Consider the following 13,365-nt stretch of genomic DNA (forward strand, 5'->3'; position numbering starts at 1 on the left):
TTTTGCGCCTATTGTTTAAAAAGAAACCATTAAGAATAGTTAAGCAGTTAAGAAAGATTAAGAATTTGCAGGCAAATTAATGGATAAGCTTAAAAAATAATTAGAATGTAATAAAAAACTTTCTGTGTGCTTATTTAAGTGAAACGCCTCTGTGAACTTAAAAAAGCGGTTAATATTTAAAAACTCTTGCGAGCTTTGCGTTAAAATTAAGTATATGATTAAAATGAATATTCATTAACATATTATCATTCGCTGAGTGAAACGCCTTCGCGAACGAAAAATATTCACAATAATATTCAAAAAAGACTCGCGCTCTTTGCGTTAAAAAGATTCTTCACTCCGCTTCGCTCCGATCAGAATGACAAAATGCTACATAATGTACAACAAGTCATTATCTTTGTTGTCTTCGTTAAGTGAAACACTTTAGTGAACTTAAAACGAAAAGCTGTTAAAAAAAATCTTCGTGTACTTTGCGTTAAAATTAAATACATGATTAAAATGGGTATCCCATTTAGTTTTAAAAGAAAAAACTTCGCGAAGCTTCACATTCAAAAACAAAGCCTCAAAAGCAAAATTTAATCACAATCTCAAAACCCATTGAAATCCCGAAATTTGTCTTCCGAAATCTGAAATCTAATTTGTACTTTTGCAAAATGTTTAAAAACGCCATTTTTATTTTTGCAGCCTTACTTTTGGTATCTTGCGGAAAAGATCCGGTTCCGAAGCCTTACGGAGAACTTCGACTGGAATATCCCGCACCGAAATATCAGAAATTCGAAAACAACTGTAATTATACATTTGAATATTCAGATTTTGCAAACATTACCGATGCAAAAAAGCCTTGCTGGTATTATCTGAACTATCCGAAAATGAAAGCCAAAGTTTTTGTAACGTATTACCCGATACAGAATGATTTTGCAGCTCATATTCAGGAAGCTGAAAAAATGGTGTATGAACATACGATAAAAGCAAGCGCAATCGACACAAAATCTTTCGAATATCCTGAAAAAAAGGTATACGGAAATTTTTATGAACTGAAAGGACAGAGCGCTTCCAATCTTCAGTTTTACATTACAGACAGTACCAAACATTTTGTAACTGCCTATTTATACTTTAACACAAGACCGAAACCGGATTCTTTGGCTCCTGCGGTAGATTATATCAAAAGAGATATGAAACACCTGCTGGACACATTTGAATGGAAAAAATAATTTACTTTTAAAATACTTTGAAAAAAATATGAAACTTTTAGTTGTAGGAAGTGTTGCGTTCGACGCAATTGAAACGCCATTTGGAAAAACAGATAAAATTTTAGGAGGTGCAGCTACGTATATCGGGATCACTTCATCTATTTTGGGCGTTAAGTCCGGAATCGTTTCTGTGGTAGGAGGAGATTTTCCGCAGGAATATCTTGATATGTTCACAAACAGAGAGGTTAATGTAGAGGGAATTGAAATCGTAAAAGAAGGGAAAACATTCTTCTGGGCAGGAAAATACCACAACGACCTGAATACAAGAGATACTTTGGCAACTGAAGTAAACGTTCTTGAAAATTTTGATCCTAAAATTCCGGATTCTATGCAGGATGCAGAGATCTTATTATTAGGAAATCTTCACCCGGGAGTACAGCTTTCCGTACTTGAAAAAATGAACAACCGTCCGAAACTGGTTATTCTTGATACCATGAATTTCTGGATGGATACAGCTTTGGAAACACTAATGCAGATGATTGCTAAGACGGACGTGATTTCAATCAACGACGAAGAAGCAAGACAGCTTTCAGGAGAATATTCTCTGGTAAAAGCAGCTAAAAAAATCCACGAAATGGGCCCGAAGTTCGTTATCATCAAAAAAGGAGAACACGGAGCATTGCTTTTCCACGATCATAAAGTATTCGCCATTCCGGCTTTACCACTGGAAGAAGTTTTCGATCCAACCGGAGCTGGAGATACTTTTGCAGGAGGTTTTGCAGCTTATTTAGCTAAAAAAGGAACATTCGATTTCGAAACCATGAAGTCTGCGTTAATCGTAGGTTCTGCTATGGCTTCTTTCACGGTTGAGAAATTCGGGACAGAAAGAATTCAGGAAGTAAACGAATCAGACGTATTCGGAAGACTGAAGCAGTTTAAGGAATTAACAACTTTCAACGTAGAAGTACAATAAATACCTCTTTTTAAGAAATATTTATAATAAAAAATTTAGTGTAATTCATTAAGAATTCTAAATTTGCAACTTGTTTAAAATAGTAAAATGATAAATAAACTTAAGATCACTTTTCTTTTTGGAATTTTCATCATGTTGTTTGGTACAAATATGATGAATGCTCAGTTAAAACAGGGAGATTTAGTGGATGGAATTGCTGCTGTAATCGGTGATGAAATTGTTTTGGAGTCTGACATCAATGAGCAGATGAATTATGCAAAACAGCAGGGAGCTTCCAACATAGATAAGTGTGAGTTTTTAGAAAACTTACTGAATAATAAGCTTTTGGTATACGCTGCTAAAAGAGATACGTTAATCGATAACCGTTCTGCTGCAATTAAAGAACAGGCGAATGCAAAATATCAGCAGTTGCTTTCTCAGTTTCCTGATGAAAAAACAATGTTGGCAGCCTACAAGTTCAGAAACGGATATGAAATGAAAAACGCAATCGAAAAAATCGATACCGACCAATATTACGGACAGGCTAAAATTCAGAGAATTACAGACAAAGCGGACGTTACACCAAACGAGGTAACCGACTTCTATAATTTATATAAAAGTCAGCTTCCTGAAATTAAAGATGAGGTGTCGTTATCTCAGATCATGATGTATCCTAAACTTACGGATGCTCATAAAGACGAGCTGATTAATAAGCTGAAAAAAATCAAGAAAGATATTGAAGGAGGAGAGACTTTCGAAAGTCAGGCAAGGATTTTTTCTGAAGACAAAGGAACCGCTTCCAACGGAGGTTTAATGAAAAACATTTCCAAAGGACAGATGGTAAAACCTTTCGAGGCAGCCGCTTTAAATCTTCAGGAAGGAGAAATTTCAGAGCCTGTAGAATCGGAATTCGGATATCACCTTATCCAGCTTGTTAAAAAATCAGGTAAAATCTATGAAGCGAGACACATCCTTCTGATGGCAACTCCTACTGATGAGGAAATTAAAACAGCAAAAGCTAAACTGGACAGCATCAGAGGTTTAATTCTTAACGGAAAAATGACATTCAAAGACGCTACCTTCAGATTCTCAGACGATAAAAGAACAAAGTTCAATGCGGGAGTTATTCCGGGAGCGGACGGATCAAATAAAATTGAAAGAGAAACAGTTCCGGGAACAATCAGCTACGAATTGGCAGGATTAAACAAAGGAGATATTACGAACGCTTTCGATGATATGGATGAAAGAGAAAGAAAAGTGGTAAAAATCGTAAAAGTGGAAGATGTAATTCCGGCTCACCAGATCAAACTGGAAACAGATTACGACAGAGTGAAGCAGATGGCGCTAAATAAAAAGCGAAATGAAATGATCGAAAAATTTGTTAACTCAAAGCTTCCGACAACATTCATCTCCATCGACGGACGTTACGATTCTTGTAACTTCAAAGCCAACTGGAAAAGAGATTCAATTAAAAAATAATCATCAAAACCTTCAGAACTTCTGAAGGTTTTTTTATGCCCAAAATCTTCGCAAGACCGCTATTTTTATTATTTTTACAGCATGAGCAGTTTCATAGATTTTAATTCAGCAAAAAAGCTTCACCAGATGAATTCACAACAAAATAAGATTACACAACTCTTTAATATACAATATCCTATCATTCAGGCAGGCATGATCTGGCATTCCGGATGGAGACTTGCTTCTGCGGTTTCCAATTGCGGCGGTCTAGGATTAATCGGCGCAGGAAGTATGTATCCCGATATTTTAAGGGAGAATATCCGGAAATGTAAACAGGCTACAGACAAACCTTTCGGAGTAAATGTACCGATGCTGTATCCTAATCTGGATGAAGTAATTCAGATTATTCTGGAAGAAGGTGTAAAGATTGTTTTCACTTCCGCCGGAAACCCTAAAACATATACCGAAACTTTGCAGAAAGAAGGTTTGAAGGTTGCTCATGTGGTTTCTTCAACAAAATTTGCCATGAAATGCGAAGAGGCAGGAGTAGATGCCGTAGTTGCGGAAGGATTTGAAGCAGGCGGTCACAACGGAAGAGATGAAACCACCACATTCTGTCTAATCCCGAATGTAAGAAAGCATATTTCCAAACCGCTGATTGCAGCAGGAGGAATTGCTTTAGGCTCCCAGATGAAAGCAGCCATGATTTTAGGCGCAGACGGCGTTCAGATCGGTTCCCGTTTCGCTGCCACTGTAGAAGCAAGTGCCCATGAAAACTGGAAAAATAAAATTACAGAACTTCAGGAAGGAGATACCCATCTTACCCTTAAAGAACTCGCGCCTGTAAGAATGGTTAAAAATAAGTTCTTTAATGAACTGGAGGAGATCTACAACGTTGGAAGAAACAAAGAGTCTCTAATCGCTTCTTTAGGACGTGCAAGAGCCAAAAAAGGGATGTTTGAAGGCGATATGGAAGAAGGCGAACTCGAAATCGGGCAGGTTTCTGCGTTAATTGATGAAGTTCTTCCCGTAGAAACCGTTTTTCAGAATTTACTTAAAGAATTTAACGAAACCAATACGCCAAGTTTATAGAATTAATCTGAAAGTTAATGGAAGGAAGGATTGTTAATGTCAATGGGAAAAAACTATATACAGAATATCATAACTCTTTTGAAAATAAACCAACTATTGTTTTTCTGCACGATTCTTTAGGCTGCACTCAGCTTTGGAGAGACTTTCCTGAAAAACTGGCTTTGCAGACGCAATGTAATGTGTTGGTCTATGATCGTTTAGGCTACGGAAAATCTTTTCCTATGCTTACCTATGAAAGAGAAAATAATTATATGGAGCAGGAAGCCGATCTTCTGAATGACCTCTTAAAAGAACTGAATATAAATGATATAATCCTTTTCGGACACAGCGACGGCGGAACAATTGCCCTGATTTTCGCCGCCAAATATCCTGAAAAAGTCATTGCAACTCTTTGTGAAGCCGGACATATTTTCGTGGAAGATATAACAGTAAACGGTGTAAAAGATGCTTTTGAAGCTTATAAAACCACCAATCTTCCGGAACGTCTGGCAAAATATCATGGTGATAAAGTTGAAATGATGGTAAAAGCCTGGACGGAAATCTGGTTAAGCGACAAATTCAGAAGCTGGAATATTGAATATCTGCTGAAAAATATAACATCACCTTTGTTATTTATTCAGGGAGAAAATGACGAGTACGGAACACTGGATCAGGTTGAAAAAACAATTTCCCAGGTAAGCGGGACTTCAGAAAAATTCATCATCCCGAACATCGGCCATACACCGCATAAAGAAATTCCGGACACTGTTCTGCAAAAATCTACAGAGTTTATCTCCTCAATTATAAAGGCAGAATACTGAAAAATAGCTGGTAAAATTTAAGCAGCATTACATTTCCCTCCTCTGGAGGGGTGGCGAAAATTCAAAGAATTTTTGACGGGGTGGTCAATAAATGCAAGATCAAAACCCATCAATTTCTATCTGAATATTCTTTCTTGCAATATCCTCATACTTTTCTTTAAAAATGGAGGTCTTAAAAATATCCTTCTGTTCCAGAAAATGTTTTAAAACCTTTTTTCTTCCCGGTTTATAAAGCAAATCGAGATAGATGGCATATTCTTTCCTTATTTTTTTAGTGTAATCAATGTATACTTCAGAATCTTTTCCGAGAATCGACAGATCAGCATCTAAAAGATAATTGGTATCGCTGTTTTCAGATAAGTGATGCGATTTGGTGGCAAGAATCTGTTCAGAAACTTTTTGAATGAAATGAGAGTCTACATGAAGTCTTTTCAGTCTTACTGCTGCAAATTCAGCACTTTTTTCTTCATTTGATTTTGAAGCAGCATCATAAATTACATCATGATAGAAAACAGAAAATGAGAGAACAGGAAAATTTTCAATTTCATCTTTTAAAGCATCCAGTTCAGAAAACATATTTTCCAGATGCTCAAGATTATGATAATGTCTCCCTTTCTCGCTGTATTTCTTTTCAATTTCAGACCAAAGATCTCCAATAAGATTTTGATCTTCGGTAAATAAAAAACAGTTTTGAAGAAATCTTTCTTTCAGGTTCATTTTCAAAAATTTTCAGATAAAAAAAGGAACTTTTTAAAAAGTTCCCTGATTTGCTTCCAGATTTGCTTTCAGCTCAGCCCAGCCTCCGCCGTTGTAGCCGTCTTGCAAACCCTGAGAGTTAAGATATTCCAAAGCCTTTCCGCTTCTGTTTCCGCTTCTGCAGAACAAAATTACAGGCTTTTCAATAGACAGGATTTCTTCTTTTCTGTCTTCCACTTCTCCCAAAGGAATATTTTTAGCACCTTCTATGTTTCCGTCCATTTCCAGTTCCATAGGTTCGCGAACGTCGATTAATGCATAATTTCCTGATTTTATAACTTCTGATAAAGACATAATTTGTTTTATTAGATTAAACTTATAACGAAAATACGTAAAATTTAAAGAAAATTTACAATTTTACAGCTTTTTCTAAAACAGTGTATATCCTAAGATCACAGAAGAAGTCTGATATTTCGAAGTCCAGTTTAAATAGTCTTGCATCAGATTTCTATTGGTGGATGTTCTGAATTCCACCTGAAACTTATCATTATACTTAAATCCTACCCCGAAAACAAAGTTATTGCCGGAAAATATTTTCAAATTATTATAATCATATCGGATATTTGATCCCATTTCAATATCAAAAACATACGCCGCATTAATGAAGATTTTAGACTTGTCATTCAGAAAGAAATAATGTCTTATTCCCAAAGGAATTTCTATCGATTTATAATCTATATTTCTGATTGATGTTGTTTCGAAAGGCTGCCCTTCATAAACAACAGATTGCTTTTCTGTTTTGTAATACTGATAAGTAGGTTCTGCGAAAACGGCCCATTTATTTTTATTGAAAGGAAGAATAAATTCAGCTTCAAGACCTATTCTGAAAGATATTTTATTATCAAATTTCGCATTTCCGCTTCCGGAATAATAATCATTTACCATTTCAAAAGAAGAAAAATTCATCCCCGGTCTTATGGTCAGATTAAAAAGATCTCTTTTTTCGTAATTTTGATTGTAGTTTACCGCAGAACTGTTAGAACATTCGTTGTATTTCAGAAAAACTTTAATCAGATCTTTTGGTTTGTAATTCAGTTTATTAACGTCCGTAAGATCTACTCCGCAATTCAGATTATCCAGAATCTGCTTTTTATATTCTTCATTATAAGCAATTAATGAATTTTCAATGTAATAAGGTTTATAAACAAGCTGCTTTACTTCAGAATCGTTCACAGAGAAGAAAAATCTTTCAAGGTCTTCATTTTCATAATACAATAAGTCTGCTTTTCCTTCCACTACATATTTTAAGAAAACGGTTTTTTCTGCAAAATTCGCTTTTTTCTCGTAAGACATTGATTGCAACTGATCAGAAGAAAGATCTACCATCACCGTCTTTCTGATATATTTTTGCTCATTATCGATTCCGAATTCCTGAATATTTTTAATGGATTCTTTTTTTATTTCTGCAGAAGTTTCATCTGTTTTGTATTCAAATTCTGTAGGATTGTTTTTCCAGTCCAGATTTTTGATCAGAACTTCACTTCGTTGTCCTGAATTATTTACGAAATAACCTTTTTCGAATTTTATTTGTGCGTTAAAAAACGCTGCTGAAATAAGTCCGGTGAACAGACAGATTTTTTTCATGAGTTATTATTTTTTCCTTAGTTGTAAGGTCTGAATTTTTCAAACGCGGCAAAATTATAAAATAATCTTAATTTTGCAAGTGTAAATCATGATTTCAACCGCAGAAAAATATACGCAGCTTATAAAATCCAAGGCAAAAAGTTTTGGATTTCAGAACTGTGGGATTTCGAAAGCAGATTTTCTTGAAGAAGAGGCAAAACCACTCGAAAACTGGCTGAAAAATAATTTCCACGGCGAAATGAAATACATGGAAAATTATTTTGATAAAAGATTAGACCCCAGATTGCTCGTAGAAGGTTCCAAGTCTGTAATTTCTCTTTCCTACAATTATTTTCCCGAAGAAAAAATTTCAACTCTCGAAAATTTTAAGATTTCCAAATATGCTTATGCGGAAGATTACCATGAAGTCATCAAAGATATTTTACGTGAGATGGTTGTTGAACTTCAGGAAGAGATCGGGGAATTCGGATTTCGTGTTTTTGTAGATTCTGCGCCGGTTCTGGAAAGAAGCTGGGCGAGAAAATCAGGAATCGGATGGGTAGGAAAAAACGCGAATTTAATTACAAGACAGAGCGGTTCGTTCTATTTTTTAGCGGAAATTATCTGCGATCTGGAACTCGTTGCAGATCATCCGGTGACCGATCACTGCGGAACGTGCAGGAAATGTATTGATGCTTGTCCCACCAATGCGATTGTCTCAGAAAAGCTGATTGACGGAAGCAAATGTATTTCTTACGCAACAATCGAGCTCAAAGACTCTATTCCCGATTATTTTCAGGACAAGATGGACGACTGGATGTTTGGCTGCGATGTTTGTCAGGATGTCTGTCCGTGGAACCGTTTTTCGTCACCTCATCAGCAAATGAAATTCAAACCGAATGAAGCGCTGAAAAATTTTAAAAAAAGAGAGTGGAAGGAGCTTACGCAGGAACTGTTTTCCGAAATTTTCCGCAAATCGCCTGTCAAAAGAACAAAATTTGCCGGACTGAAAAGAAATATAGATTTTCTGGAAAAATCTTCACAAAATAAGTGAAATCATTTTGGCGGATAAACCCTTATCTGGAATTGTTGAAGTTCCAGAGTAAGAAGGTTGAACACCCATTCCTTAAATGGATCTTTAAGGAGGGAAAGATGGCTGGTAAGAATTTTAAAAAATTTTCAGACTAAAAAAAATGTATTCTGAAAATAAAATTTGTTAAAAATCAGCGTTTTTTCTGTATTCTTTTTGGGGCTACTTTTACTCTTACTTTGAATCTTTTGTTTGATTTCGTGTTTTTGTGCATATTTTTTAATATTTGGTACTTAAATTTAGCGAAAATTCCGATCAAAACAAATACTTTTACGAAAAATTAATAATTAAATTTTCATTAACTTAAATAAGACATGAACGTGAAAAAGATGTTGCTTCTCATCATTAAAGCTTTAGGAATTATTGTAGGAATTGTGGTTTTGTATATTGCTCTGGGTTATTTTCTGCCTTTTATTGAAGTTTCTGCGAAGGATGACGGCCAGAAAAAAGAAATTCCGGTTTATATTTACACCAACGGCGTTCATACGGATATTGTAATGCCTGTAAAGAATGAGATACAGGACTGGAGTACAAAAATCCCGTTCAGCAATACGAAATCCAAAAGTACAGATTACAATTATGTAGGAGTAGGATGGGGAGATAAAGGATTCTATCTCGACACTCCGACTTGGGCAGATCTTAAGTTTTCGACGGCTTTTAAGGCCGCTTTCTGGCTTAGCGAATCGGCAATGCACTGTACTTTCTATAAAACTATGAAGGAAGGCGACGACTGTAAAAAAATTATGATCAGCAAGGATCAGTATAAAAAACTGGTAGATTTTGTAGATGCTAAATTTGATAAAGACCAAAACGGAAACTACAATCTTGTTCCTACAAATGCTGTTTACGGAAGTAATGACGCATTCTATGATGCACAGGGAAAATACAGCTTCCTGAATACCTGCAACACCTGGGCAAATGATGCTCTGAAAGCGGCGGATCAGAAAGCGGCATTCTGGACGCCTTCAGATTATGGAATCTTCTTACATTACAAATAGGTTTCTGTGAATTTTTTAAGTTGGATAACGGCATTTCTGTTCCTGTTATCATGCAAACAGGAAGCGGAAAGTACCATCAAGCCACAGATTTCAGAAATCTCAAAGCAGGAAAAGAAACCGGAAATTGATTTAAATAAAACAAAATCGAAAGCCGAAGAAGCACTTACATTCTGCAAATCCAATCAGTTCAGTACAGATTTTTGCATTCTGATTGATATGAGTCTGCATTCCGGAGTGAAAAGACTGGTAGTTTGGAATTTTAAAACAAATTCTGCTTCAAAAAAATATCTTGTTGGTCACGGTTGCGGAAATAATCAGTGGAGCAGTGACGCATCAAAAGACCATCCGAAATTCAGCAATGAAGACGGAAGTCATCTTTCATCACTCGGCAAATACAAAATTCAGGGACGAGGTTACAGCGACTGGGGAATTCATGTAAAATATCTGATGCACGGTCTGGAAAAAACCAACAGCAATTCGCTGAAACGATTCATTGTTTTTCATTCCTGGAATCTGATGAGCGATGAAGAAGTCTTCCCGAAAGGTTCTCCTGAAGGTTGGGGCTGTCCTACCGTATCCAATAATGCGATGAAAGAGATAGATCCGATGCTTCAGAAATCTAAAAAGCCTGTTCTGATGTGGATTTATAATTAAAAAAATTTAAATACAATCTCTTTACTATTAGAAAAATTAGTCTGATTTTTGTAGAGAAAACAGGGTTAATAAATCATTATGTCTAAAAAAGAAAAAGTAAATATTTTCTGGTTCAGAAGAGACATCAGGCTGGAAGATAATACAGGATTGTTTCATGCACTTGAAGCCGGTTTAAAAGTAGTTCCGGTTTTTATTTTCGATAAGGAAATTCTTGATAAGCTTGAAAATAAATCAGACAGAAGAGTAGATTATTTTTATCAGGCTCTGGAAGAAATTCATACTGAGCTTAAAAAACATAAGAGCGGATTAACCGTTTTTCACGATAAACCTGTTGAAGCTTTCAAAAAACTGATTAAAGATTTTGAAATCGATACTGTTTTCTGCAACAGGGATTATGAACCGCAGGCAATAAAAAGAGACGAAGAAATACAGGATCTGCTTAAAAAAAGTGATATTAATTTTCAGGATTTTAAAGATCAGGTGATTTTCGAAAAGGATGATGTGGTAAAAAATGACGGAAAACCTTACACCGTTTATACCCCGTATTCAAGAAAATGGAAAGAAAATTTCAAGTCTGTCACCTTCAAAAAAATGGAAGTTGATTTTTCAAAATTTCATACATATTCGCCTTCCAAATTTTTAGCACTTAAAGATTTAGGTTTTGAGAAAACAGATCTGGAATTTAAAAAACCTTCACTGGAAAAAAAGATTATTGATGATTACAATCAATACAGAGATTTTCCGGCAATGGATCATACAACGCGTTTAGGAATTGCGCTTCGTTTCGGAACCATTTCCGTAAGAAAATGTGTGGAATTTGCAGAAAAACACAATGAAGTCTGGCTGAATGAACTGATCTGGAGAGAATTTTTTATGCAGATTTTATATCATTTCCCGAAAGTGGTCAACAATTCTTTTAAAGAAAAATATGATAGCATTAAATGGAGAAATGATGAAAAGGAATTTAAAAAATGGTGTGAAGGAAAAACCGGCTATCCGATTGTAGATGCAGGGATGAGACAGCTAAACGAAACGGGATTTATGCACAACAGGGTAAGAATGGTTGTTGCGAGTTTTCTTACCAAACATCTTTTAATCGACTGGAGATGGGGAGAAGCCTATTTCGCAGAAAAACTTCTGGACTACGAGCTGTCTTCCAATAACGGAAACTGGCAATGGGCTGCAGGATGCGGCTGCGATGCAGCTCCTTATTTCAGGGTTTTCAATCCTTCGGAGCAGACCAAAAAATTTGATAAAGATTTAAAATACATCAAAACATGGCTTTCCGAAAAAGACATCAATGCAGAACCGATTGTGGAGCATACTTTTGCCAGAAAAAGGGCTTTGGAAGTGTACGGAAATGCGGTAAAAGAGTAGTTGTATATGCTTATCTGATAATTATTTCTGAATTCCTATTTTCTTCAAAGCAGAACTGTTCAGATAGATTTCATCAAAAGAAGTTAGCGATTCAATATCTTTAAAGTTTTGGAATGTTTTTTCGTTTTTGTTGAATGAAAGTTCAATTGAAGTGTTGTAAGAAGCTACAATTCTCACGACGGAATAGCCGTTATAGGCAATTTTAAATCCTTCAAAAAGACATTTTTTTTCGGCTTTCTGATAGATTTTGTAATCTTCGAAAGCCTTACTTTCTTCATCATTCCTTTTTTTGGAATTATGCTCAAGAGCTTTCCACGATTCGTAGTTTCTGGGTTCCTTCAGGATTTCGCCCGAAGAATCTACGGGAACAAACATTCCCAATGTAAGCTCCTTTTTCAAAAGATTGGCGTAATTGTTCATCAGTTTAAGCGTCTGAAGATCTGCGTATCCTTCATGCGAATAATACTCGATGACAAAATCCGTCATGGGAATCAGTTTATGAGAAGCATTAATAGTCATATTTGTGATTTTGCGCAACTAACTTTTTAAATTTCAGAGGTGCGAAGATAAATAAATTGTTAAAAAGAGTACAACTAATTTTGCTATAATTAAGTAAAAGAATCACAGAAGGGATATTTCTCTCATTTACAGAAAAATAAAACCGGAAAAATTATTTGTTTTAATTTTCCGGTTGATGTATTAAGGTAATTAATCTTTTGTGGATATTACATTTCTTTTTGCAGGATCGCAACAATTTGGTCTATTACTTCCTGTTTTTTGGTTTTTTTATGATAAGGTGTTTTCGGTTCAGAAACAATGCTTTCTCTGTTCTTGTCAAAAAGAGCATAAAGATCCAGATCCGGATGTTTTTCCAGATACCAAACCAGAAAATTGAGTGGAATTGCATTTTTTCCTGAAAAATAAAGCTGAATAGCCTGCGGAGTCATGCCGTATTCTTCGGCTATTTCTCTTAAAGTTTCTCCTTTTGATTTGCTGTACTCGCGTATCTTTTCGTGAATTTTCATATCGAATAATTTCTTCTTTTTAATTTTATTTAATAATTAGTTGTTAAAATTTCAATTAATTATTGTTTTTAAATATATAGTTGTATATTTGTTTTATAATTATCTCGGAGAGATAAACACAAAATTACGAAAAAAGGTTAAACAAAAATATTTATTTGTATGAGCAAATTGATATATCCCTATCAGAACACCATCAATGAACGATTTGATTTTATTGATAAATGGTTACCGACGCGCTACACGGGTTCTGTGAACATAATTCTTAAGAAATCCAGAGATCCCAATTACATTAGAAAAGTAAAAAACAGGAAGGTGAATGACGAAGATGTTATTGATGCACTTTACAAAGTTTCTTTGTTTAATAAGGTACAGGTAGAGAATTAGACATATATTTGAATTCTGAAAACACA

General features: G+C 35.2%; 15 protein-coding genes. 10 read left to right on the forward strand and 5 right to left on the reverse strand.

All coding sequences use genetic code 11. The features are described 5' to 3' along the window. The first annotated feature begins 653 nt into the window (after nt 1–653). The 5 genes from gldD (at nt 654) to AC52CF_RS05710 (ending at nt 5,492) form a co-directional block, all read left to right on the forward strand. Nucleotides 654–1,211, forward strand: a complete 558-nt coding sequence (gldD, locus tag AC52CF_RS05690) for a gliding motility lipoprotein GldD (protein ID WP_087709026.1) — start codon at nt 654–656, stop codon at nt 1,209–1,211. Nucleotides 1,212–1,239: 28 nt separating this feature from the next. Next, entirely contained in the window at nt 1,240–2,163 is a 924-nt protein-coding gene (locus tag AC52CF_RS05695) for a PfkB family carbohydrate kinase (RefSeq protein ID WP_214590471.1), read from the forward strand. Between the two features lie 87 nt (nt 2,164–2,250). Beyond that, the gene (locus tag AC52CF_RS05700) at nt 2,251–3,621 is read left to right on the forward strand and encodes a peptidylprolyl isomerase (RefSeq protein WP_214590470.1); all 1,371 of its coding nucleotides are present in this window, start codon (nt 2,251–2,253) and stop codon (nt 3,619–3,621) included. A gap of 126 nt (nt 3,622–3,747) precedes the next feature. Further along, on the forward strand, nt 3,748–4,692 hold the full coding sequence (locus AC52CF_RS05705; RefSeq protein WP_214590469.1) for an NAD(P)H-dependent flavin oxidoreductase: 945 nt from the start codon (nt 3,748–3,750) through the stop codon (nt 4,690–4,692). A gap of 17 nt (nt 4,693–4,709) precedes the next feature. After that, nucleotides 4,710–5,492 carry an alpha/beta fold hydrolase gene (locus AC52CF_RS05710; protein ID WP_214590468.1) on the forward strand — a complete coding sequence of 261 codons (783 nt, stop codon included), beginning with the start codon at nt 4,710–4,712 and terminating at the stop codon, nt 5,490–5,492. 99 nt (nt 5,493–5,591) lie between these two features. Here the strand turns inward: AC52CF_RS05710 and AC52CF_RS05715 are convergent, their stop codons facing one another. From AC52CF_RS05715 to AC52CF_RS05725, 3 genes are all read right to left on the reverse strand, one after another. Next, a complete protein-coding gene (locus AC52CF_RS05715; protein ID WP_496517932.1) occupies nt 5,592–6,209 on the reverse strand; it encodes an HD domain-containing protein in 618 nt (205 codons plus the stop codon). Between the two features lie 33 nt (nt 6,210–6,242). Further along, nucleotides 6,243–6,542 carry a rhodanese-like domain-containing protein gene (locus AC52CF_RS05720; protein ID WP_214590466.1) on the reverse strand — a complete coding sequence of 100 codons (300 nt, stop codon included), beginning with the start codon at nt 6,540–6,542 and terminating at the stop codon, nt 6,243–6,245. Nucleotides 6,543–6,617: 75 nt separating this feature from the next. Further along, nucleotides 6,618–7,832, reverse strand: coding sequence for a tRNA modification GTPase (locus AC52CF_RS05725; RefSeq protein ID WP_214590465.1), 1,215 nt, complete (start codon nt 7,830–7,832; stop codon nt 6,618–6,620). An 88-nt stretch (nt 7,833–7,920) separates the two neighbouring features. Here AC52CF_RS05725 and queG point away from each other — a divergent pair, with 88 nt between their 5' ends. The 4 genes from queG (at nt 7,921) to AC52CF_RS05745 (ending at nt 11,930) form a co-directional block, all read left to right on the forward strand. After that, nucleotides 7,921–8,865, forward strand: a complete 945-nt coding sequence (queG, locus tag AC52CF_RS05730) for a tRNA epoxyqueuosine(34) reductase QueG (RefSeq protein ID WP_214590464.1) — start codon at nt 7,921–7,923, stop codon at nt 8,863–8,865. Nucleotides 8,866–9,215: 350 nt separating this feature from the next. Beyond that, entirely contained in the window at nt 9,216–9,899 is a 684-nt protein-coding gene (locus AC52CF_RS05735; RefSeq protein ID WP_214590463.1) for a TIGR02117 family protein, read from the forward strand. Nucleotides 9,900–9,905: 6 nt separating this feature from the next. Next, the gene (locus AC52CF_RS05740) at nt 9,906–10,553 is read left to right on the forward strand and encodes a murein L,D-transpeptidase catalytic domain-containing protein (RefSeq protein WP_214590462.1); all 648 of its coding nucleotides are present in this window, start codon (nt 9,906–9,908) and stop codon (nt 10,551–10,553) included. A 78-nt stretch (nt 10,554–10,631) separates the two neighbouring features. Continuing rightward, the gene (locus AC52CF_RS05745) at nt 10,632–11,930 is read left to right on the forward strand and encodes a cryptochrome/photolyase family protein (RefSeq protein WP_214590461.1); all 1,299 of its coding nucleotides are present in this window, start codon (nt 10,632–10,634) and stop codon (nt 11,928–11,930) included. 21 nt (nt 11,931–11,951) lie between these two features. Here the strand turns inward: AC52CF_RS05745 and AC52CF_RS05750 are convergent, their stop codons facing one another. Together AC52CF_RS05750 and AC52CF_RS05755 are read right to left on the reverse strand one after the other, a co-directional pair. Next, nucleotides 11,952–12,449, reverse strand: coding sequence for a hypothetical protein (locus AC52CF_RS05750; protein WP_214590460.1), 498 nt, complete (start codon nt 12,447–12,449; stop codon nt 11,952–11,954). A 206-nt stretch (nt 12,450–12,655) separates the two neighbouring features. Further along, nucleotides 12,656–12,955: a helix-turn-helix domain-containing protein gene (locus tag AC52CF_RS05755; protein WP_214590459.1), complete on the reverse strand. Its 300-nt coding sequence runs from the start codon at nt 12,953–12,955 to the stop codon at nt 12,656–12,658. A 159-nt stretch (nt 12,956–13,114) separates the two neighbouring features. On the opposite strand from AC52CF_RS05755, the gene AC52CF_RS05760 reads away from it, so the two are divergent. Beyond that, a complete protein-coding gene (locus AC52CF_RS05760) occupies nt 13,115–13,339 on the forward strand; it encodes a hypothetical protein (protein WP_496517933.1) in 225 nt (74 codons plus the stop codon). The last annotated feature ends 26 nt before the right edge of the window (nt 13,340–13,365 follow it).

Source organism: Chryseobacterium sp. 2P (assembly GCF_059579425.1).